The organism is Streptomyces sp. NPDC017202, from assembly GCF_044331705.1.
Taxonomy (GTDB): domain Bacteria; phylum Actinomycetota; class Actinomycetes; order Streptomycetales; family Streptomycetaceae; genus Streptomyces.
The window spans coordinates 100,541-120,403 of sequence record NZ_JBIRNP010000012.1; the positions used below are offsets into that span (position 1 = coordinate 100,541).

Here is a 19,863-nt window from a genome sequence, read left to right on the forward strand (position 1 = left end):
GGTCACTGCGTGACGCTCGGGGCGAGGGCGGCCAGTGCGCAGTCCTGGTTCGGGCGGCACTGCACGGCGAGGGTCAGGGCCCGTTCCTCGGCTCCACCGCCGCCCTTCTTCCAGGCGATCTGCTGCGTGCCGTTGACGGTGACGACGTAGATGTACGCCTCGGTGATCGCGGACGGATCGTCGGCCAGGGCCTGCTTGAACGCGGAGGGGTAGTGGCCCTCGGTGACGTGGGCGGTGGCCTGCTGGCCCTGGTCGGCCATCCGTGACCACAGCACCGGATCGGGGACCTGCCCGGAGACCGAGGCCCAGTCGGCGTACGTGGTCTCGGTGGTCATCCAGGTGTGCATGCCGGCGAGCTGCTGGTCGCGGCTGGTGTCGCGGGTGTCGTAGGACCACAGCATCTGGGCTGCTGCCTTGGCGTAGGCGACCGGTTCGGAGATCTGCGGCGGCTTGTGCACCGATCCCGCCCCCGAGCCGGAGGAGGGCTCGGGGGCGGCCTCGGTCGCGGACGGGCTGCCCGCCGGAGCGGGGGCGGTGGTCGCCGGAGCCTGGTGGTCCTCCCCGCTGCCGGTCACGACGGCGACGACGCCGGCGAGGGCCAGCAGCGCGGCGACGACCACAGCGACGACGGCGATGCGCCGGTTCGCTGACCAGCCCGCACCGTAGGAGGAGGGTGAGGGAAGTCGGTTCTTCATCACTGGATCTGCGATCCGAGGTTGGAGAAGAAGGCGACCAGGCCGTTGGCGGCGCCCAGGCCCAGGGCGGCGCCCGCGGAAACCACGGCGCCCTTCTTGCCGTTGGCCTCGGCCTGGTGGCCGCCGGTGTGGTGGCCCCAGGCCCACACACCGAGGGAGACGGCCAGGGCGCCGACGACGGCCACGATGCCGAAGAGGTTGATCGAGCTGACGACGGTCTTCAGCACGCTCAGGCCGGGAAGGCCACCGCCCTTGGGCGTGATGCCGGGGTCGTAGGCGAGCTGTATGACGCGGTCGGCGAGGGGGACGTGCATAGGGGTGAGGAGGCTCCTTGCGTACGCGGGCCGAGCGAGGGCCGGTGAAAGGGGAAGCGGAGGGGCGCGGAACGGGGCCGCGAGGTGGCCTCGCCCGATCGGAGCGGGCGGGCGGCGGCGTCAGAGGACGCGGCGGGCGGCGAGGATCGTCCAGTCCTTGATCGGCGTGATCCGGACCGGCTTGGTGGTGCGCGGCGCCTCGATGACCAGACCCTCGCCCATGTACATGCCGACGTGCTCCGGCCGTGCGGCGCTGCCGCGGCTGAAGATCAGGTCACCGGGCTGCAGCTTCGACGGCGAGACCGCCTTGCCTTCGCCGACCTGCGTGTACGTGGTGCGGGTGAGCTGGATGCCGGCGTGTGCGTATGCCTGCTGCATCAGCGAGCTGCAGTCGCAACGGGCCATGGGGTCGGGGCCGTGGGCGTTGGTGCAGGAGCCGCCCCACTGGTAGAGCGTCCCGAGCTGCTGCATCGCCCAGGCGATGGCCTTGCGGGCCTTCGGGTCGGCGTCCTTGGGGATCGAGTAGCCCTTGGGGACGCTGCCCTCGGGGATGCGGCCGAACCCGGAACCGTCCTGACCCGGCGTGCAGCCGGTCGAGGTCGAGGGCTCCTTGTCCTGGTCGGCGTCCGCGCCCTCCGCGTCACTGCCGCCCGGGAAGGTCTTGACGATGGCGGACTGCAGTGCGGTGGCCAGGTCCTCCCACTGCGCATACGCGTCCGGCAGGCCGGATCGCTGGACGGCTTGGGCGGCCTGGGTGACGGTCATCTGCTGCCACCCGTTCACCTTGAGCAGGTGCTTGTAGAACTGCTCGGAGGCGTAGGTGGGGTCGCGGATCTGCTCGGCACTGCCCCAGCCCTGGGAGGGGCGCTGCTGGAAGAGGCCGAGACTGTCGCGGTCGCCGTAGTTCAGGTTGCGCAGCTGGCTCTCCTGCATCGCCGTGGCGAGCGCGATGATCTGCCCCTTCTTCGGGACGTCGAGGGAGAGGCCGGCGGCCACGATGGTCTGGGCGTTGGGGACCTGCTCAGCGGGCAGGTCCAGGCCCTCGATGTGCACGTCCTCGCCGGAGGCGCCATCCAGGAGCTTGGAGACCTGGTCGGCGATCTCGCTGGAATCCAGGTCCATCAGGCAGTTGCTGAGGGTGCCGTTGCTTTGCACAGCTTCGGCGGAGGAGGCCAGCATCATGCCGGTGCCGGCCAGGAGGATCGGGGAGAGGAAGACGACGCCGATGCCGGCGGCGAGGGCCTTCAACCCGAGCGGACCGCTCGCCGGCCAGCGATGTTGGGCAGGGGTGGGTAACGAGAAGTCATGCAGGTCCTTCGGTGGTGTCCGGCACACCGCGTACGCAGGGCGTGGTGGAAGGGCGCGGCGGGCCGGGGCGATCGGAGGCAGGGCCGGCGGGGCGAGCTGCCGCTCGCTTCGCGTGGCCCGGGTGGTGAGCTAGGTGGGGCGGGAGTAGCCAACGGCGGTGTGCGTCGGGCGGTTCAAAAACAGTAGGTGCGGATCGGCGGTTGACCAAAAAGTCAGCGCGGGGTGCCGGAATCCGACCCCTCTGCGGGCACTTCTTGGTCGTCGGCTAATTCGGCCCTACAGTTTTTGGACTCCCCTCGCCCTCCTCGGTCCGCGGCCCTGGGCTTCTGCATGCCCGTATTCGGCCCGCGAGGACCTGTGCGAGGCGGCAGTCTCTTTCCGTGTCTCCGCACCCGAATTGGGGTTCCTCTTTGCCTTTTTCCCTCCACCAGGGCGACGCTCTGGCTGTCCTCACCGGCCTGCCGGACGGCTGCGTCGACTCCGTCATCACCGACCCGCCGTACAACTCCGGCGGGCGCACCGCGAAGGAACGCACGACCCGCTCCGCCAAGCAGAAGTACACCTCCGCCGATGCGAAGAATGAACTTCCCGATTTCACCGGCGAGAACATGGATCAGCGCAGCTACGGCTTCTGGCTGACGCAGATCATGACCGAAGCCCACCGCCTGACCAAGACCGGCGGGACGAGTCTGCTGTTCACCGACTGGCGCCAGCTACCGACCACGACGGACGCGATCCAGGCCGCCGGATGGCTGTGGCGCGGGGTGCTGGCCTGGCACAAGCCCGCCGCACGGCCCCAGAAGGGCCGCTTCACCCAGAACTGCGAGTTCATCGTCTGGGCCTCCAAGGGCCCGATCGACGGCTCACGCAACCCGGTCTACCTGCCGGGCCTGTACTCGGCATCGCAGCCCTCCGGTGCGAAGCGGCAGCACATCACGCAGAAGCCGGTGGAGGTGATGCGTGAGCTGGTCAAGATCAGCCCCGAGGGAGGCACCGTCCTCGACTTCTGTGCCGGCTCCGGATCCACCGGCGTGGCCGCCCTGCTGGAGGGCCGCGACTTCATCGGCGTCGAGAAGACCGAGCACTATGCGTCGATCGCGGCCGACCGGCTTACCGAGACGATCCGCGCCACCCTCACCCAGGACGACGTGGTCCTCACCGGATAGGCGGCTGCGGCGTACCCGATTCCGGAGGCGGCGCACGCCGTCGAATGTCGAACGGCCGTTGATGTGACCGGTACTTCGCCGTCCGTGTGTACGCCGCTGCTTTCGCCTACCATCACTTCGCGTCTCGTAGGAGGCCGTACTCTTTCATGCCCGATTCTGTAGAACCCGCAGCAGGCGGGGAATTGGAGCCGATCCGCGTCCCGGACCCTCATCTTGAGGGGATCGAGGCGAGCGTGCGGCGGCTCATGGAGCAGTCGGCGCAACAGGCCCAGCAGCTGGACCATCTCGCCTCCGCTCCACCGCCGAGTGAATCCCCGTTCGCGGCGTTCGGCATGCCGGGCTTCGGCGGGCCGGCTCCCGCCGCTCCGCCGGAGCCCCGGCCGATCCTGGAGCTGGACGGGGAGGAACGCGAAGACGAACTCGACGCCCTCAGCGACTGGGTGGACGATTTCTTCCTTCCCGTCTACGGAGCGGAGGTCACCACCGCGGCCCCCTGGTGCCTGCAGTGGCAGGAGCACGACGACGTCGTGGCCTGGCTCCATGCCCTCTGGCTCGCCTACCAGCAGCACAAGGACCCCGAAGCGGGCCTCTCCGGCCTGTTCGTGTGGCACCGGGACTTCCTCACCCACGCGGTCGCTGCCATCCGCGCGCCGGGTGGCCCGCTGTCGGCGTGCATGACCTCTCCCGAGCGGCCTGCGCACCGCCTGCTGCCCGGCCCGCCGCCGTCCATACGCACCGAGGCGGCGTCCGCCGCTGAAGCCGTCGGCACCACCGAGCCGGACGAGCCGACGTCATGAGCGGGGGAGCAGGAGAGCCCGCCTTCGGCCTGAGCTTCGACCCTCGCGCGTTGACCGACCTCCTCCAGGCCCCCAGCCACATCCGCGACATCACCCTCGCCTACCTCCAGGAGGTGGTGAACGCGCAACGCTTCGGGCTGCGCCTGGACGGCGACCTGGAGGGGTACCGGAAGCTCTTCGTCGACGCGCGCAAGGACTGGCGCGTCGTCTACGGCGTCCGCCAGGCACCCGCGGACTCCGTGCACCACAAGGAGATCCACGTCGTGGCCCTCCGGCCGCGGGCAGACAACGACGTCTACGACGAGGTCGGCCGCCGGCTGGGGATGACCCGCCGACCGGTAAGCGCCCGTACTCACGCGGCACGCTCCCGCTCCCCCCAGTTGACGACCCGCGGGCCCGTACCCCGACCCGGCCCGGCCCCCGGCCCGCTGCCGGGTCTGCCTCGGCCTGCCCACTCGCCCGCCTCCCGGCACACTCGCTGACCCGCGCGAAAGGCCCTCTTGTCGTCCAGAGAACCGGCGCCCGACCGAGCGTCCAGCCCTGAATCTGTCGCCTTCGAGGTGGATCACCTCGACGCCGACGAGGACGTCCTCCTCGACTTCTACCAGCAGGTCGGCGGCGCCGACATGCTGGTGCCGCTCGCCGAACACCACACGGCGAACGGCGTGCACAGCTACTTCGTCCTCTTCGACCGAACCGCCACCTTCGACCATCCCGGCACCGCGGCCTACCGTGCCGTGCACCTTCGACGGGACCTGGAGCAGCGCACGTTCGCCTTCGAGCACGCTGTCCTGCCGCTGCCGGCCTTGGCGCAGTCCTGGCTCATCCACCGCGGATGCCGCCCCGATGCCGTCACTCTCAACCCCGATCTCGGCCCCCCTGCGGCCGACGAGACGACCCGGTCGCTGGAGCGGCGCCTGGCCGGCGACGGCGACCACTACGCGATGGGCTACTCCTACACCCGCGACGATCCCGAGGACATGGTCACCATCGTCGTGCTGCGGGCCCTGGACGAGCGTGCCCCCAGCCCCTTTCGCGTGGTGGTCGAAGAGGTCGACAGCAACGCATGGACCTACACGCTGCGCGAGGGCGGATTCTCCTCTGTCGGTGAAGCCCTGCAATGGGGCGAAGACCGCCTCGCTGGAAATGCCGGTCCGCTGCCGCCCGTCCGCCGGTCAACCACGCCCGCACGTGCGTCTGCTGTACCGAAGGCTCCGCCTGTACGCGCACCCGGACGCCTCTTCTGACGTCGGCAATTGGCAACGACGGGCGCAACATAGCCGACGATCGCCGGTTAGCCAAACCGGCGATTCTCCGGATTCTTGATGCAGCCGCCGGGACAACCGGCAGCGCCCTTTCACACAACCCCCGTTTGCCTCATGGAGGTTCCTTCCGCATGCGCTCCACCCGAATCGCCATGTCGGCCGCTCTGATCGGCACGCTGGCCCTGCCGGCGCTCTCCGCCACCAGCGCGAGTGCGGCGGCCGTACCCACGGCGGCGACTGCCGCCCCCGCGGTCAGCTGCCAGAACCTGCCGCCGCTGCCGTACGAGGTGCACGCCAGCGCTGTGACCATCCGGTCCAAGGCGAGTTCCTCGTCCACCGCCCTGGGCGTGCTCTACAAGAGCCACAAGTTCAGCGTTTCCAAGAAGAGCGGCAACTGGCTCTACATCACTGACAAGACCACCGGCGTCAAGGGCTGGGTCTCCGGCACGTACGTCTACCGCGACGTCCGAATGTGCCTCGACTGACAGGCTCATCGGTTCCCGTACGCCCAAGTCGCCGGGGCCCGCAATTTCCTCGCCCGGTCCTACGCCCGTCCTCTCCAGAATGGGAGCTTCCCTTGCCCGAGCGCATATCCGATGACGCTGAAGATGTCGTGGGCGTGCTCACCGAACGGATCGAAACGCGTTTCGGTATGGATCTGGACCAGCTGAAGGCCGCAGTCGCCGCCGCGCCGACCGCCAATCCGGATGCCACCGACGTCGTCAAATGGCACGGTCTTCTCGTCGAGGCCCAGTCGGTGCTCGACCGAACGGAGGACGACCTCCTCGCCGCGCTCCAGACCCAGCCCAGTGAGGTCGACGACCCGACGATGGACCTTGCCCATCGGGTGAACGCTGCCGTCACGACTCGCGACGGCCGGGCCATGGTCGTGAAGTGGTTCCTCGATCCCGATGCGCCGGGGAGGAAGGATCTGGCTGCCGAACGGCTGGCCCGCCTGCGTCCCCGAACAGGGCCGGCGGTGCAGACCAGCGCTCCCCACCAACCCGGTGCAGTGCCCGCTCCCGCCTCGGCGGTGCGAGCGGGAAGGCCGGCCCGATGAGCCTGACCAAGGCCAGCACCATGGACATCGACCTCCAGCAGGTCTTCGGGAGCCCGGTCCCCGAACTGCACGAGGCCGCTGTCGCGCGCGACGCCTCTCCCGCCCTCACCCGCGCCCTGGAACTGCGCTCCTTTCTCGCGCTGACCGAGGAACAGGTCGCCCGTGTCCGTGACCGCGTGCACGCGGACATGAACCCCGACCGCGATATGGGCGAGTTGTCGGCGGACAAGCTCCGCTTCGACGCCCAGTGGCTGGAGGCCGCGCTGGAGGCCCGCGACGGCTACCGCGCCGCCCTCGGTGACCTGCTGCGCACCATGTCCCCGCCCGGCCAGCCGGCCCGGCCCGTGCGCACGACACAGCCCCGGGCCACCGTGACCCTGCCCACCTCGGCCGCCCCCGCACCACCGCGTGCCGGGGCGGCCCGGGGCCCCCGATCCGGAACGCCTGCTTGACCGACCTCACGTCCACCGAGATCGCCGGACGGATCGAGGACCTGTACGGCGCCCCGCTCGCCGATCTCCGCGCCCACGCCCAGGACCAGCCGCCCGGCATGCTCTGCGCCCTCCTCGGCATGCACGAGCACCTCGCCGGCGCCGAACGCAGCATCGCCTTCCACCGCGAGCACCTCACCCGGCTTCTCCATGCCGAGCGGCCAATCGACCGGCACGAGGTCTCCCACCTCCTGGACGGTGCGCGCCGGCTCGCCGAAGCCGTTGCCGTCCGCGACGTCCAGGCCACGTCGGTGACTGCCGTCCTGCGCAGCCTCGCCCCCATCCCAGCCCCGGCGCCGCCTCCGCCGCCTGCCGCGGCCCCTGCAACCGCTCCGCCCTGTGCGGCGCCGAGCGCGGCACACAGCCGCTGACCTGGCGGCGCATTCCCTTGCTGACCCAGGAGTTCTTGTCTTGGCCATCACCGCCCTGCCCCCTGACACCGCGACCGACATCGCCCGGGTCACTGAAGCACTCGGCATGATCACCCCGCGGTGGAACGTGCGGATCCTGCTGGCCCTCTCCGCTCGCCCCATGCGTTACAGCGATCTGGCCGCCAAGGTGTCCTGGCTCCACGACGGGCAGCTCCACCCCAAGGTGAAGGCGCTGTGCGACGCCGGCTTGGTGAAGCGCACCGAGCACAGCGCGCGACACGTGACCTACGGGAACACCCAGCGTGGCACTGCCCTGCTGCCGGTCCTGCCGGTGATCGTCACCTGGGCCGAGGAGCACCTGGAGAAGGTGGATCACCCGCTGATGGCGATCGAACACATCGAGGACAGCCTCACACTCCTCACCCGACGCCACGCCGCCGCGATCCTGTGGGTGCTCAAGACCCACCAGGAGGTCAGCGGGCGCACCCTGGCCCGGCTCGTGATGCCCAACAGCGACTGGACCAACATCTACCCGCCGCTGCGGCAGCTCGTTGACGACGCCTTGGTCAACACCGAGGGCAAGGGCCAGCCCTACCGGTTGTCCGCGTCCGGCGACGGGCTGGGCCCCGTATTCAGCGCCTTGTCCGCATGGGCCGCCGGACAGCCCCTCCACGAGGCGGCGTCCCACCCGGTCTGGGGTTTCCCGAACGCCGGACCGGCGTCCAAGCCATGGGTCAGCAGCCTGTCCCGGACGGCTCCCAAAACACTCCTCCCGACGCGGGCACCGGAGGTGGCTCCGGCCGCCTGGCAGAGTCGCGAACTCTTCTCCCATGCCACGACCACCGGCCCGAAGGCGGCCCTCCCGGCAGGGGGGCCGCGCCGATGACCGCCTCCTTCACTACAGCTGAGACACGCACCGCGGTCGAGGTACTGGCATCGCGCCCCTTGATCCGCCTGATCACCGAGATCGACGACAACGGAGCGATACCGCCCAGGCGGCTGGCCACCGCCCTCCCCGACCTCTCCACCCATCACCTGCGGATCGCAACCGAGACGGCCCGCGACCACGGTCTCGTCCGCACCGCGCCAGGCGCCGGCCTCGAACTCACCCCCCGCGGCCAGGAGCTGGCCGACGTCTACGACGCGGCAGCGCGCTGGTCCCGCCGCCACACCTCACCGGCGGAGGTCTGCGAGTTCACCCACCGCGTCCGTCACGTCCTGGGACTGCTGGCACTCCAGATCTCCAGCGAGAGCGCACAGGATCCGGCACGCCCCTCCGCCGCGAGCTGGGCCGGCACCGACTCCGAGACCGACCCGGCCCACGTTCGGGTTCTCCTGCTCCAGTTGCTGGCCGAAAACCCGCAGCTCACCTGCTTGTCAACGTACGAGCCGGTCGCGTGAGCCACGTCGCAGACTCCCGGGACCTGCGCCTCACCGATTCGCTGCTGCGCACCATCTACCTGCCGCGCACGGCCGACGCGCTCGCTTTCGCGATGTGCACCTACGGCATCCCGCTGCTCGTTCTGGCCACCACGAACTCGGCCGCGCTGACGGGGGCCGCGTTCGCCCTGGAGTGGATGCCGCGGCTGGCGGCCTTCGGATGGGCAGGATCGATCGTCGACAGGCGAGGGGCGGCCGTCGTGTTCCACCTCGCCTCTCTGGGGCGCGCGGTGGCCCTCGCCGCCGGCGCGACACTGCTGTGGCTGCACCCCTCGGGGGCCGTGGCGAGCGTCACCGTGATGGCGCTGGCGGCGACAACCGGCGTGCTCACCGAGTTCAGTTACATCGCGGCCGAGACCGCCGGCGCTGCCGCGGGCCGCCGGGCGGGAGCTCGAGCCCACCGGGTCCAAGCGGTACTGATCGGCATCGACCAGACAGCCACCCTGGCCGGTCCGGCCCTCGCCGGGGTGCTCCTGCTGGCCGGACCGCCCCCCATGCTCGCGGTGATCACCGCGCTCTCGCTGCTCGCCGCGCTGCTCGCCCTGCGCACCCCGCCCTCGCCCACGGCCTCGGAGCACCACCGCAAGGGGCGGCCGGGCGCCGGGCTCCTCACAGGGTGGCGCACCATCCGCTCGCTGCCAGCGCTCGGCTGGCTGGTCACCGGTCTGACCGTGTCCAACCTGGCCATCGGCATTCTGCAGGCAGCCGGTCCGGTGATCGTCGTCAAGCACTTCGGCCAGTCCACCACTGCCGTCGGCCTGGTGTGGTCCGCAGCAGCAGCAGCCACGCTCCTGGCCGTCACCATCTGCCGGTTCGCGCTGGACCGCCTGGGCCTGTGGCCCGTCGGCGCCGTCTGCGCCGTCCTCGCCTCGTTGGCCTGTCTCGCCGCCGCCCAGGCCCCCGACTACCTGTCCTACCTGGTGCTGGTCGCGATCCTCATGGCCGCCGACGGCGGCCTGGCGGTCGTCCTGCGCACCCTGCGGTCCCACCTCATCCCCCCGGAGAAGTTCGGCAGCACGCTGTCCGCAACCATCCTCATCCTCCTCCTGCCCTTCCCCGTCGCCGGCCTCCTCACCGCCCTCACACCCCCCGACACTCTGGGCCACGTCATCACCGTCTGCGCCGTCCTGCAGGCCCTCGGCCTGCTCTGCGCCTTCGCCCGCCTGCGCCGTGACCCCGCCCTTCGCCCCTGACCCTGCTGCGCCCCAGCCCGTGGAGAACGTCATGCCTATCGCCGTTTGCGGGTCGCACCGCACGACCGGGCACACCATCACCGAGCAGTTCCACGCCTTCGATGCGCGCAACCCGCACGTCCACTACGCGCTCGAACGTACGGCCGCTCTCCGTCTGGCGGCCGGTGCCACCCGCATCGGCATGAAAGACCTCTTCGAGGACCTCCGACGCGAACTGCCACACGGCGTTGCCGGACTGAACAACAACTTCACCGCGCTGTACGCCCGGAAGCTGATCGACGGCCATCCCCGTTGGGCCGGTGCGTTCGAGCTGCGTCGCCGCCGCGCGGCCTGAGAGCCCTCCTCCTGATCCTGCCCTCACCGATACGGAGACCACCTTCTTGTCTGACCGCCCCGTCGTACTCGTCGTCGCTCCCGGAGACGCGAATTACCGCGGCTACTGCCTTGAGCAAGTCGCCGACACCTACGACGTCGTACTGCTCACCGCCGCCCAACCCTCCTGGGAAGAGGTGCACATCATCGACCACGTCGTCGCGGACCTCGACGATCCCGCCGCCCTGCTGGCAGGGGGCCGGGCCCTGGCCGCACGCCACGACCTGGCCGGAGTCATGACCTGGGACGAGTGGTGCCTCGTCCCGACCGCCCGTCTCGCCCGCGCCCTCGGACTGCCCGCCAACTCCGTCGAGGTGACACGTGCGTGCCGCAACAAGGCCACCGCACGCTCCCTGTTCGCCCGCCACGGGGTACCGTCCGCCGTCTCGTTGAGCGTGCGCAGCCTGCCAGAAGCCCAGGCCGCTGCCGCCCAGATCGGCTACCCGGTCGTCCTCAAGCCCGCTGCCCACGCCGGCGCCATGGGCGTACAGCGCGTGGACACCCCGGATCAGCTCGCCGCCGCACATCATGTCGCGCAGCTGACGGCCGGGCCGGCAGCAGAGAACAACCAGGTGCTCGTCGAGGAGTTCCTCGACGGTCCCGAGATCAGCGTCGAGTGCGTCACCTACCGCGGAACGACCACGGTGGTCGCGGTCAACCGCAAGACCATCAGCCCGCCGCCCCACTTCGAACAGCTTGCGCACCGTGTCGACGCTGCCGATCCACTCCTCGGCATCGTCACGCCCGCCGCGCGGGCCGCCATCCGAGCACTGGGGATCACCAACGGCGTCAGCCACATCGAGATGCGTCTCGTCGACGGCCGACCGCGTCTGATCGAGGTCAACGGCCGACTCGCCGGCGACATGATCGGCCACCTCGTCCGCCTCACCACCGGAATCGACCTGCCGCGCGCTGCCGCCGACCTGGCCTGCGGTCAAGCCCCCGACCTCACGGCCAGCCGCGTCGGCGCCGCTGCCATCGGGATGATCTACCCCCACACTTCCGGCACCCTCACCCACCTCGGCTACACAGGCACTCGCCCGCCGTGGCTGGACCGGCTGTGCTTCCAGCGCCGTCCCGGAGACTGCCTCCTACTCCCGCAGGACGGCGGCACCCTGTTCACCGCCCGCGCCGGGTTCTACATCGTGACCGGCAGCACCCCCGCCCAGGTCAACGAACGCCTCAGCGTCGTCGCGGATGAGATCACCGTCGCCGTGAAGGCGGACTGATGAGCCCGCAGCCCGCTACGCAGGACGACCTCGATGGCGACATCTACGTCTTCCCCCGCCACCTGGCCCGCTCGACCGCGGTCGGCGACCACCAAGAGCCGCCGGGAGCGGGTCGTGCCGTACTCGGCGGCGACCGGGGTCCTGCTGTCGCAGTACCTGGTGCACCGGGCATCGGTCAGCCGGGCGCGTGGTGGGTTGTTCCTGTCGGAGTCGCGGCGTAACTTCGGCCAGCCGCTGAGCCTGTGGACGTGGTCGAAGGTGGTGCGCCGGATCGCAGTGGTGGCCGGGGTGGAGCGCTTCTCCACACATACCACGCGGCATCTACGCCTGACGGACTTGGCCAGGATGGGCTGGGAGGTGCACGCGATCGCCACCTTCGCCGGACACCAGCACACCGACTCGACCATGCGCTATATCCACCTGTCGGGCTGGCACCTGGCCGAGAAGTTTGCGCGCGGGATGGAGCACATCCATGCCCAGCGGGTCGCGTTCTGGGTCACGGCTGGTGCACCTACTGAGCCTTTTCCATCCTCACTCTGAGCTGGTCAGATGCAGGGTGAGGACGGCCTGGACGAGGCTCGTGATCCGGGTGGTCGAGCACCGCAGTTTGCGAAGGAGCCGCCACGACTTGAGGGTGGCGACGGCTTTCTCGACGAGGGCTCGGATCTTCGCGTGGGACCGGTTCACCGCCTGCTGGCCCGCGGAGAGGGTTTCCCACCGTCCCCAGCACGGGATGCGGACCGTGCCGCCGGCACCTCGGTATCCCTTGTCGGCCCAGCACGGGATGCCGGCCTCGGCGAGAGCGTCGACGATGCCGTGTTCGCGGGCCGCGCGGATGTCGTGAACGGCTCCGGGCAGGGCCGGTGAGGCCCACAGCAGCCGGCCGAAGGGGTCGGCAAGGATCTGCACGTTCATCCCGTGCTTCTTGTGCTTGCCGGAGTAGAACGGCCGGTCCGCGGCGATGCGGTCGATCGGCAGGAGCGTGCCGTCCAGGATCAGGTACGCCTTCGCCGACGCGGTCCGCACCGCGTCGGCCAGGCTCGGGGCGAGAACGGCCAGGAGGTCGACCGCCTCGGTGACGTAGCGGTAGGCCGTCGTGGTGCCGACGCCGAATCCGGCCGCGAGCTGGGCATAGGTGTGTCCCATCCGCAGATGGGCGAGGGTGAGCAGGGACTGACGGCCGGCGCTCAGGCGCCGCCACCGGGAGCCGATCGCGTGGCGGTGGCGCCGCAGCTGCTGCGTGAGGAAGCGGAGGGCGGAACTGGACACGTCGACACCCGACGGGTAGACAAGCATGTGAAGCCTCTGGTGGAGCCGGTTCTCTTGGTCGAAAACCCATCTACCAGGGGCTTCACCACGTTGTCAGCCCAACTGCCCCACTTCACGGGCAGGTTGGAAAAGGCTCACTCTTTCTTCGAACAGTGCCAGCACCGGATGGCCTGCGCCCGCTGCGACTTCTACACCCTCAAGAACTCCAGCAAAGCCCAACTTCTCGAAGCCAAGAAGAACTTGCAGCGTATGCTCGCCTCCATCCCGCTGACCGAGGACGAACGCGCCGCAGTCGACGACGGTCAAGACGCCGTTGACGCGCTCCTCGACCGGCTCACCGACGTCCCCACACCGGCAGGCCCCACACCACGGCAACTGGGCCTCCCGGCCACCGTCACTACGCTACCCATCGTGGAAGGCCGTCATGGAAACAGGAATGCGAATCAACAAAACTGATTCGGCGTAGGCAGCTTGGCGCAGGCCGCCTGGATCTTGAAGCTACGTCTCGCACGACGTATCCGGCTCACCCTCCACTATGCAAATCCATATTCGGACTTGCTGCCGCGCATTCGATTGTGATCGTTGTTTTTCGGAGCAGGTACGAACTCTGTGATGGTGCGACAGGGATGATGCCTCGCGCCGTCACAATCGTGGAGGGGAGCCGCTGATGCCGTCGGTAATCGGGAGGGAAAGGCCCACGCCCCGCAAAGGTAAGCCATGGGCCCTTATGCTTCGTCGTCCACCGGTTCGGGATCTCGGAGAAACCATAGGTCGAGGGTGTATCGTTCCACGACCGGTGACAGTTCCAGCACACGACGAACATCTTCAACAGTGTCGAGTTGCTGGGATCCCCCCCGGATATTCTGGTCGTAGTATTCCGCCGCAGCCTGTCGGCCAGTCCACCATGCATGACCGGCGTAGACACCCGGGCGGGGCAACCTGGTCGTGCCGGCCGGACCGGAAGCGAGCTGGTTTACAACCAGTTCGCTGGTTTCCGACTCCAGGCAGACGCCGATCCAGCCTTCGACGCCCTCGGGGGGATCCTGAGGGTCGTCCCAAACTCGGATAGCGACCTCGACGCGCAAATCTGGCTGCAGAGTACGGAGATACAGGTGGTAGCCGTTCCCAGCGACCACTTCAGTCACAGCCCGGTCCCAGGCTTCCTCGTCGCCTTCATACGCATCGGCGTCATAGACCTCGATCACACAGCGGTCCGGCCGGGCACTCGTGCGGTACTCCGTGATGAGCGTCATGATCGAGAATTTTCTCCGTGTTACGGGACGATGGTGACATAGAAGGCGTCACCGTCGAGGACGCGGTTCATCGTGTACATGGCGTTCAACCGGTTGCCTCCCTTTCCATTGTCGGTCCCGTCGATCAGTCTGGCTGAGTAGCGCAAGTTGCCCTCTCCACGCTCCTTGGTACTGGCGAAGGGGTATTCATCGCACTCCAGGCCGGTTCCAGAGTAGTCGCCCCACACGTCCTTGCAGGTCTTGATGGCCTGGTCCCTGTTGGCATCCCTCTGCGCGGTATCGGTCAGCCGGTGGAGCGGCTCCTGCGTGCCAGGGACGGTTTTACCGGGCCATGAGGGGAATGTCCTCTCCGGGAACTGCTGGGCATCGAGGATGTGGCGAGCGCTCTGGTCGACCTCGGGATCGCTCAGGCTGAGCTGGAGTTCGACGCGTGCACCGGTGAAGACGGTGCCCTGGTACTTGCCGGCCACCGGTCCGGCGTAGTCGAAGCGGATGTCGGAGTGGGCCATGTCCGGTTCGATCCACGGTACGGCGGTCGGTGAGGTGATAGTCATGGCCAGGGTGATCCGGCCGGCAACGATCTGCGAGTTGGCCGGGTCGTAGCCGCCAGTGTCGGGTGAGGTGTATGTGACGGTCCACTGCGGGACGGCCACCCATTCGGCGAGCGGAGCGCTGCGCAGGGTGTCTGCCGGCGGGGTGATGACGGGGTTGGTGCCGGAGTCTCCGAGGTTGACGGTGTCGGAGTACTGCTGGCTGAGGACCCAGGTGGCGGGGTCGTCGCCGCTGACGGACACCGGCACAATGTTTTCGATGCTGCTCACGTAGTCCACTCGGCGGGAGCCGTCGTAGGCGAAGCCGAGGACCCACAGATCGAACGTCAGGTGACCGAGAATCTCCCCGTTGGCCCTTTTGAGGGTCAGGTTGACGGGCTGGTGCACGCAGGTCTCGAAGCGGCTCTTGACCCAGCCAGTCTGCGAGTTGGCCTCGGGACGGTCGGCACATTCGGTGCGGAGGTCATCGGCTTCGGCAGCCAGCGCGCCAGTCGTCGGCTGCCGCAGCGGAGCGGCCGTCGCCGCTTCTGCTGTCGACGTCGGTCCTAGGATCGCCACGAGGGTGGCGAAGGCGGCTAGGACCGTGGTGATTAATCTTGACCCGTGGGCGAGGCCGGGTGCTCGATCAGCAGACCGGGAAGTGGCGCGACCGTTTGCGTGGAGTCGTATCAGCTGCACATCGTCCCCCAGCAGGCGTCGAGGAGTCGGCCGGTCACTGCCGAGTAGGTGGCTCGGAAGCCGTGGAACAGGCGACCGCGCTGCTCCAGGCCGTGCGTCGAGGACGGGGAATCCACGGTCCAGGTAGCGTCCATGGCGCCGGAACCAGCTGTTGAGAAAGAGGTTGCGGTGCTGTCCGCGGAGGTGACGTCCAACTCTTGGGCGGGCACGTCGAAGGACGCGGCTGCCCGTGCCAGGATCTGCTCGCGGCTGGCGCCGGAGGAGTTGGAAGCCGACGTCCGGGCTGCGTCCGTGTCCTTGGCCGCCAGCGCGGCTGCGTTGCACCGCTGCACGGTCTGGACGCACTGCGCCAGTCCGGGAACGGTGGTCAGGCAGTTGTCCGGGTTCTGCGCCATGCATGCGGCGAGCGCCGTCTGGTCGACCCCGTTATAGGTCCCCTGCGTCGCCAATGGTGTGGTTCCTGCTGCGGATGACTGCCCGCTGGGCACAACCTGTTTGGGGCCGGCGGAGCCGTCAGCTGATTGCAGCGTCGCCGGTCCCGGCTTGGCCACGGCGAGTTGCGTGAAGGTCGTGTTGTCGGTCAGTTGCATGTTGAAGCAGTAGGGCGCGGTGCTGCCCTGACCGCAGAGGCCCAGGGAAGCGACCTGTGCGGTGTTGGCGGTCGCGGCGCGGTACCAGGTCTTGTTCTCGGCCATGTACTGCACGCGGTTGGCGATCTGCGGAACCGTGAGGTACTGAGGGCCCATCACTTCCAGGCCGATGTCGATCCGGTTTGCGTTGCCCCGTGGTACGGCGAGCTGGTCGGTGGTGGAGCCGACCCAGTTGAAGTCGTAGAGCACGTCCCACTGGTCGGTGTTGCCCTGGCGCAGCACCATGTACGTGTGGTTCGTTCCGTCCGGCGTCGAGGGATTGGTGCCGGCCGTGATGGCTTCCGTGCGACCGCCGCTGTCACCCAGCTCGGTCCAACGCGGGCCATAGGTGGATGTCGACGCCCCCGTCTTTTCGGCGTAGAGACCGACCTGGACGTAGTTGGCGAAGAGGCCGCCCTCGGTGTTGGGCGTCATCGTGAGGTAGTTGGCCGCAGACACGGTCGTGTCGCCGGTGGAGCCGCTGGTGAACGTGATGGGTGCGTTTCGCCAGGTGGCGAAGGCGCCGATCACCGGTTCCCCCGGCTGTGTGCAGGCGACACCCCAGAAGATGATCGAGGCTTCGTGCTCAATCTGGCAGCTTGTCGCCGGCGGGCTCGCCGCCGCCGGGGACGCGGTGGTCAGTGGCAGAACAACGGCGGCTATGGCTGCGGACAGGGCGGTGACAAGTCTTCTTCGCACGCGCAACGCTCTTCCATTCGGTGATCGAATAAGCGATCGAGATCCTGTCCGGTGCGTGCATAGACCACACACACGTGTCGGAACATGGCTGAAACCACCGGGACGTGCGCCTCGGCGATCAGGTGCAGATCGTGACCGGGTGTCCATTCACGGACGGCACGGTGGTTCAGGCTTCACCGCGCTGAGACGTTGGAACTCGCCCCATCGCTCGGGATTTCGAAGCCCCGCCGCACAAGTGATCGCCCATCGTTGAAGGCATGGGACAACAAGCGAGCGAGGGCTGAAACCCGTCCCTCGATCTGGCCGGTTCGCGAGCGTGATCAGAAGGGATGCTCGCGTGAGGCGATCGCACACGAAGGCGGGTACGCCCCTGGCTTCAGTCACTCGTGACAAATCACCCGTGCGTCTGCCCTCCGCGATGTCCCAATGACCGTCGCGGAGGTACCTGCTCGCCGCCACAATTGCGAACGCGGCGGCGGCCGTCGGCCACCCCAACCTTCCTGCACCTACCCACACTTCGCCACGTTGCGCGCCGTAGAGGCTCACCGTGGTGCGAATGGATCTTGACAAAACTGATTCCACATAATCGCCAACGCCTACCTCACGGCCCCCGACGGTCGGGTGCGCCTGGGGTACCTCCCCGAGGGCGAGGACGACGGCCTGTGGCGCATCAACGCCTACCGCGACGCCTTCGGCCCGCCGGTCTGGGGCGTCTGCTTCAACGCCGACGCACCGACGGAGTTCGTCACCGCTTTCACCACCGCCCTCGCCGCCGCGTATCGCGACGGCCCGGACCGCTACCTCGCCCGCCCGGTCGTCGGCAGCCTGGAGCGCGACCCGTTCCTCGCCGTCGACCCGCTCATCGCCCACAGCTGGCAGTTCGACCGACCCAACCCGGACACCTTCGCCATCACCTCACCCGACGGCCTCGCCACCCTGGAGTACGCCATTGGCCCCCTCGACGCGAAGAGCGAGCTGGACTCACGCAGCGCCCGCTGGCACCTGTGGTCCGGCACCAACGTCGACCGGCCCTTCTGGTACGCGACCGCCAGCACCGACACCCCGGCCGCCCTCCTGCGCGCCGTCACCGAGTCCGTAGCCGACCCCGCGCCGCTGCTGCGGTGGCGGCAGGCGACCCACAGCTACGTCAAGGGCCGCGCCCAGCTCACCCCCGTCCTCCCGCCCCGCCGAGTCCGACTCCGCTCGATGTCCAGCGGGCCCTCGGCGCTCGCCGTCCGACCGTGGTGCCGACGGCCAGCGTCCCGCGCTGGAGCACCACCAGCCGACCCGCCCGGCCGCCGCCGCTGACACGCCCACCCGCCGGAGTCCACCATGTCCCTCCAGGCTCCCGAGTTCTTCGCCGAGCTCTGCCTTCCCTTCGCCGACCACGCAGTTGTCGGCAACACCTATTACGCCGCCCCGACCCCGGGGAGCCCCCTGCGGCTGCGCATCGACTTCAAGGGCGCTCTCTACGCCGGCACCTACGGCGGCCTGCGCCTGGCGGTCCTCCACCCCGACCGCGGCAAGATCGACGCCGTCGTCCTCAGCTTTCTCGACCACGGCACCTTCCACCGCCGCGACGAAGCCCACGGCACCCGGCCAGGCACCTCGCGGTACGCCACCTTCGACGGGCACCACCAACCCGGACGCCCTCCCTGGGACGGCGCCGTCACCACCGGGCTGCGCGACGCCATCGAGCAGTACACCGCCGTCTGGTTCCCCGGCGCCCGGACCGCGAACAAGCCCCGCCGCACTACGGGCCGCACCGCGCAGCCCGCTCCGGCCGAGCCGGTTGCCCGCAACAGCTCGCGCAACCGCTGAGCCCTGCTCCTGTCCGCCTCGATGCCCTGGCCACATCCGACGAACGCCCTCATTCCCGCCCCTAGGAGCCTCTTCCTCGTGCACGCACGCCTCATCCGATCCGCTGCTGCTGTCGCCTTCGCGGCGGCCGGCACCCTGACCTGGGCACCGGCCGCCAGCGCCGAGCCCGCCGAACCGACCCCCTCGGCCTCCGCCGCTCCCACCGAGACCCCGGCTCCGGACGCGGGCAGCGTCGAGATCATCGCGAAGGACGCGGCCGGAGACGCCCTTCCCGCCGCCACGTTCCTGCTGCTCGACTCCGCCGGCCAGGAAGCCGGACGCGGACAGACTGACGCTCAAGGGAAGGTGACCTTCTCCGACGTCGCACCGGGGGTCTACCGGCTCAAGCAGACGACGACCGGCAGCCCGCTCCACGAGGTCGTCGCCGACCAGGACGTCATCGTCACCCCGGGCGCGACCACCCGGCTGACGATCACCGACCCGTTCAAGGCCGCCAAGGTCCTCCTGCAGGCCAAGGACGACAAGACCGGCAAGCTCCTGCCCGGCGCGACCGTGAACATCGGCACCGACACCTCCACGCTGCTCACCCTGACCACGGGCGCCCAGGGCACCGCCTCCGGTGAGCTGCCCGTGTCGAGCCGAAGCACGGAGTTCTGGGTCAAGGAGATCAAGGCGCCAACCGGTTACGACCTCTACAAGCCGACGAAGACGTTCACCGCGGGCCCCGGCGCCCCGGTCACCGTGACCGTCACCAAAACGCACACCGACCCGAAGCCCGACCCCTCAGACAAGCCGACGCGCAAGCCCACCCCTTCCCCGTCCAGCCCCGGCAAGCCGAGCAGCGGCAACGGAGGGACGGCCCCCTTGGCCGGAGACAGGCCCACGCCGGAAGCCGACTCCTCGCCTGACGCCGACCCTTCGTTCGTGGCCGCGGCCCCGGTCAAGAACTCCACGCCGAAGGCGCCGACGGGATCCCTCGCTTACACAGGAGCCGACGCCACGCCGTGGCTGATCGGCGGCGCGACGGCACTGATCGCAGCAGGTGGAGGCGCTCTCCTCCTGACACGCCGCAGCCGCACCGGTAGCCACGCCGACGACTCCACCGAGAGCTGACCCCTCTCCCCACTCCACAACTTCGAGCCCCCGGATTCCACTGACTGGATTCCAGGGGCTTCGTCTTTTACTGCGGCACATGCTGGCGGGCCGACGCTTCACGGCACGGGCCCAGGCCGAGGGGGAGAACGAGCAGTTCGCCGGGGGCA

The 19,863-nt window shown here is 69.1% G+C and carries 24 protein-coding genes and 1 pseudogene; 18 read left to right on the forward strand and 7 right to left on the reverse strand.

The genetic code is table 11. The features are described from left to right. Positions 1-2 precede the first annotated feature (2 nt). The 3 genes from ACH4N1_RS23205 to ACH4N1_RS23215 form a co-directional block, all read right to left on the reverse strand. Positions 3-695 carry a hypothetical protein gene (locus tag ACH4N1_RS23205; protein WP_398099693.1) on the reverse strand — a complete coding sequence of 231 codons (693 nt, stop codon included), beginning with the start codon at positions 693-695 and terminating at the stop codon, positions 3-5. After that, entirely contained in the window at positions 695-1,009 is a 315-nt protein-coding gene (locus ACH4N1_RS23210) for a DUF6112 family protein (protein WP_398099695.1), read from the reverse strand. The genes ACH4N1_RS23205 and ACH4N1_RS23210 overlap by 1 nt, the downstream gene beginning before the upstream one ends. A 120-nt stretch (positions 1,010-1,129) precedes the next feature. Continuing rightward, positions 1,130-2,257, reverse strand: a complete 1,128-nt coding sequence (locus tag ACH4N1_RS23215) for a C40 family peptidase (protein WP_398099697.1) — start codon at positions 2,255-2,257, stop codon at positions 1,130-1,132. Between the two features lie 470 nt (positions 2,258-2,727). Between ACH4N1_RS23215 and ACH4N1_RS23220 the strand changes: the two genes are divergently transcribed. The 14 genes from ACH4N1_RS23220 (at position 2,728) to ACH4N1_RS23285 (ending at position 12,241) form a co-directional block, all read left to right on the forward strand. Beyond that, positions 2,728-3,483 carry a DNA-methyltransferase gene (locus ACH4N1_RS23220; protein ID WP_393583380.1) on the forward strand — a complete coding sequence of 252 codons (756 nt, stop codon included), beginning with the start codon at positions 2,728-2,730 and terminating at the stop codon, positions 3,481-3,483. A 245-nt stretch (positions 3,484-3,728) separates the two neighbouring features. Beyond that, positions 3,729-4,280 carry a DUF4913 domain-containing protein gene (locus ACH4N1_RS23225; protein WP_398099847.1) on the forward strand — a complete coding sequence of 184 codons (552 nt, stop codon included), beginning with the start codon at positions 3,729-3,731 and terminating at the stop codon, positions 4,278-4,280. Next, complete coding sequence (locus ACH4N1_RS23230; RefSeq protein WP_398099699.1) at positions 4,277-4,762, forward strand: hypothetical protein; 486 nt, start codon at positions 4,277-4,279, stop codon at positions 4,760-4,762. The genes ACH4N1_RS23225 and ACH4N1_RS23230 overlap by 4 nt, the downstream gene beginning before the upstream one ends. A gap of 18 nt (positions 4,763-4,780) precedes the next feature. Continuing rightward, positions 4,781-5,527 carry a hypothetical protein gene (locus tag ACH4N1_RS23235; RefSeq protein WP_398099700.1) on the forward strand — a complete coding sequence of 249 codons (747 nt, stop codon included), beginning with the start codon at positions 4,781-4,783 and terminating at the stop codon, positions 5,525-5,527. A gap of 149 nt (positions 5,528-5,676) precedes the next feature. Continuing rightward, positions 5,677-6,030 carry an SH3 domain-containing protein gene (locus ACH4N1_RS23240; RefSeq protein ID WP_398099702.1) on the forward strand — a complete coding sequence of 118 codons (354 nt, stop codon included), beginning with the start codon at positions 5,677-5,679 and terminating at the stop codon, positions 6,028-6,030. A gap of 92 nt (positions 6,031-6,122) precedes the next feature. Further along, positions 6,123-6,605: a hypothetical protein gene (locus ACH4N1_RS23245; RefSeq protein WP_398099704.1), complete on the forward strand. Its 483-nt coding sequence runs from the start codon at positions 6,123-6,125 to the stop codon at positions 6,603-6,605. Continuing rightward, positions 6,602-7,057: a hypothetical protein gene (locus ACH4N1_RS23250; protein WP_398099706.1), complete on the forward strand. Its 456-nt coding sequence runs from the start codon at positions 6,602-6,604 to the stop codon at positions 7,055-7,057. Before ACH4N1_RS23245 ends, ACH4N1_RS23250 begins: the two co-directional genes overlap by 4 nt. Continuing rightward, positions 7,054-7,467: a hypothetical protein gene (locus ACH4N1_RS23255; RefSeq protein WP_398099708.1), complete on the forward strand. Its 414-nt coding sequence runs from the start codon at positions 7,054-7,056 to the stop codon at positions 7,465-7,467. Before ACH4N1_RS23250 ends, ACH4N1_RS23255 begins: the two co-directional genes overlap by 4 nt. Before the next feature lie 40 nt (positions 7,468-7,507). Continuing rightward, on the forward strand, positions 7,508-8,353 hold the full coding sequence (locus ACH4N1_RS23260; RefSeq protein ID WP_398099710.1) for a winged helix-turn-helix transcriptional regulator: 846 nt from the start codon (positions 7,508-7,510) through the stop codon (positions 8,351-8,353). Then, positions 8,350-8,868 carry a regulator gene (locus ACH4N1_RS23265; protein ID WP_398099712.1) on the forward strand — a complete coding sequence of 173 codons (519 nt, stop codon included), beginning with the start codon at positions 8,350-8,352 and terminating at the stop codon, positions 8,866-8,868. Before ACH4N1_RS23260 ends, ACH4N1_RS23265 begins: the two co-directional genes overlap by 4 nt. Further along, positions 8,865-10,100: an MFS transporter gene (locus tag ACH4N1_RS23270; protein WP_398099714.1), complete on the forward strand. Its 1,236-nt coding sequence runs from the start codon at positions 8,865-8,867 to the stop codon at positions 10,098-10,100. The genes ACH4N1_RS23265 and ACH4N1_RS23270 overlap by 4 nt, the downstream gene beginning before the upstream one ends. A gap of 31 nt (positions 10,101-10,131) precedes the next feature. Further along, positions 10,132-10,434 carry a hypothetical protein gene (locus ACH4N1_RS23275; protein WP_398099716.1) on the forward strand — a complete coding sequence of 101 codons (303 nt, stop codon included), beginning with the start codon at positions 10,132-10,134 and terminating at the stop codon, positions 10,432-10,434. 46 nt (positions 10,435-10,480) lie between these two features. Then, a complete protein-coding gene (locus ACH4N1_RS23280) occupies positions 10,481-11,701 on the forward strand; it encodes an acetyl-CoA carboxylase biotin carboxylase subunit family protein (protein WP_398099718.1) in 1,221 nt (406 codons plus the stop codon). A gap of 114 nt (positions 11,702-11,815) precedes the next feature. Continuing rightward, a complete protein-coding gene (locus tag ACH4N1_RS23285) occupies positions 11,816-12,241 on the forward strand; it encodes a tyrosine-type recombinase/integrase (protein ID WP_398099719.1) in 426 nt (141 codons plus the stop codon). On the opposite strand, the gene ACH4N1_RS23290 is transcribed toward ACH4N1_RS23285, so the two are convergent. Then, positions 12,233-12,997, reverse strand: a complete 765-nt coding sequence (locus ACH4N1_RS23290) for a transposase family protein (protein ID WP_398099720.1) — start codon at positions 12,995-12,997, stop codon at positions 12,233-12,235. The genes ACH4N1_RS23285 and ACH4N1_RS23290 overlap by 9 nt on opposite strands. Before the next feature lie 12 nt (positions 12,998-13,009). Between ACH4N1_RS23290 and ACH4N1_RS23295 the strand changes: the two genes are divergently transcribed. Continuing rightward, complete coding sequence (locus tag ACH4N1_RS23295; RefSeq protein ID WP_398099722.1) at positions 13,010-13,426, forward strand: hypothetical protein; 417 nt, start codon at positions 13,010-13,012, stop codon at positions 13,424-13,426. 269 nt (positions 13,427-13,695) lie between these two features. On the opposite strand, the gene ACH4N1_RS23300 is transcribed toward ACH4N1_RS23295, so the two are convergent. The 3 genes from ACH4N1_RS23300 to ACH4N1_RS23310 form a co-directional block, all read right to left on the reverse strand. Continuing rightward, positions 13,696-14,223 carry a hypothetical protein gene (locus ACH4N1_RS23300; protein ID WP_398099724.1) on the reverse strand — a complete coding sequence of 176 codons (528 nt, stop codon included), beginning with the start codon at positions 14,221-14,223 and terminating at the stop codon, positions 13,696-13,698. A gap of 20 nt (positions 14,224-14,243) precedes the next feature. Beyond that, on the reverse strand, positions 14,244-15,332 hold the full coding sequence (locus tag ACH4N1_RS23305; RefSeq protein WP_398099726.1) for a NucA/NucB deoxyribonuclease domain-containing protein: 1,089 nt from the start codon (positions 15,330-15,332) through the stop codon (positions 14,244-14,246). A gap of 110 nt (positions 15,333-15,442) precedes the next feature. Beyond that, positions 15,443-16,780: a hypothetical protein gene (locus ACH4N1_RS23310; protein ID WP_398099728.1), complete on the reverse strand. Its 1,338-nt coding sequence runs from the start codon at positions 16,778-16,780 to the stop codon at positions 15,443-15,445. Between the two features lie 588 nt (positions 16,781-17,368). Between ACH4N1_RS23310 and ACH4N1_RS23315 the strand changes: the two are divergent. The 3 genes and pseudogenes from ACH4N1_RS23315 to ACH4N1_RS23325 all read left to right on the forward strand — a co-directional run. Beyond that, positions 17,369-18,084: pseudogene (locus ACH4N1_RS23315) on the forward strand (DUF317 domain-containing protein); the annotation flags it as partial. Between the two features lie 28 nt (positions 18,085-18,112). Further along, the gene (locus tag ACH4N1_RS23320; RefSeq protein ID WP_398099730.1) at positions 18,113-18,601 is read left to right on the forward strand and encodes a hypothetical protein; all 489 of its coding nucleotides are present in this window, start codon (positions 18,113-18,115) and stop codon (positions 18,599-18,601) included. Positions 18,602-18,679: 78 nt separating this feature from the next. Next, a complete protein-coding gene (locus ACH4N1_RS23325; RefSeq protein ID WP_398099732.1) occupies positions 18,680-19,714 on the forward strand; it encodes a SpaA isopeptide-forming pilin-related protein in 1,035 nt (344 codons plus the stop codon). Positions 19,715-19,863: the final 149 nt, after the last annotated feature.

Excerpts from the sequence above, each read along its gene's own strand:
- ACH4N1_RS23205 (WP_398099693.1), bottom strand. The coding sequence starts at position 695 with ATGAAGAACCGACTTCCCTCACCCTCCTCCTACGGTGCGGGCTGGTCA.
- ACH4N1_RS23240 (WP_398099702.1), top strand. The coding sequence starts at position 5,677 with ATGCGCTCCACCCGAATCGCCATGTCGGCCGCTCTGATCGGCACGCTG.
- ACH4N1_RS23275 (WP_398099716.1), top strand. The coding sequence starts at position 10,132 with ATGCCTATCGCCGTTTGCGGGTCGCACCGCACGACCGGGCACACCATC.
- ACH4N1_RS23230 (WP_398099699.1), top strand. The coding sequence starts at position 4,277 with ATGAGCGGGGGAGCAGGAGAGCCCGCCTTCGGCCTGAGCTTCGACCCT.
- ACH4N1_RS23210 (WP_398099695.1), bottom strand. The coding sequence starts at position 1,009 with ATGCACGTCCCCCTCGCCGACCGCGTCATACAGCTCGCCTACGACCCC.
- ACH4N1_RS23290 (WP_398099720.1), bottom strand. The coding sequence starts at position 12,997 with ATGCTTGTCTACCCGTCGGGTGTCGACGTGTCCAGTTCCGCCCTCCGC.
- ACH4N1_RS23320 (WP_398099730.1), top strand. The coding sequence starts at position 18,113 with ATGTCCCTCCAGGCTCCCGAGTTCTTCGCCGAGCTCTGCCTTCCCTTC.
- ACH4N1_RS23265 (WP_398099712.1), top strand. The coding sequence starts at position 8,350 with ATGACCGCCTCCTTCACTACAGCTGAGACACGCACCGCGGTCGAGGTA.
- ACH4N1_RS23225 (WP_398099847.1), top strand. The coding sequence starts at position 3,729 with ATGGAGCAGTCGGCGCAACAGGCCCAGCAGCTGGACCATCTCGCCTCC.
- ACH4N1_RS23300 (WP_398099724.1), bottom strand. The coding sequence starts at position 14,223 with ATGACGCTCATCACGGAGTACCGCACGAGTGCCCGGCCGGACCGCTGT.
- ACH4N1_RS23250 (WP_398099706.1), top strand. The coding sequence starts at position 6,602 with ATGAGCCTGACCAAGGCCAGCACCATGGACATCGACCTCCAGCAGGTC.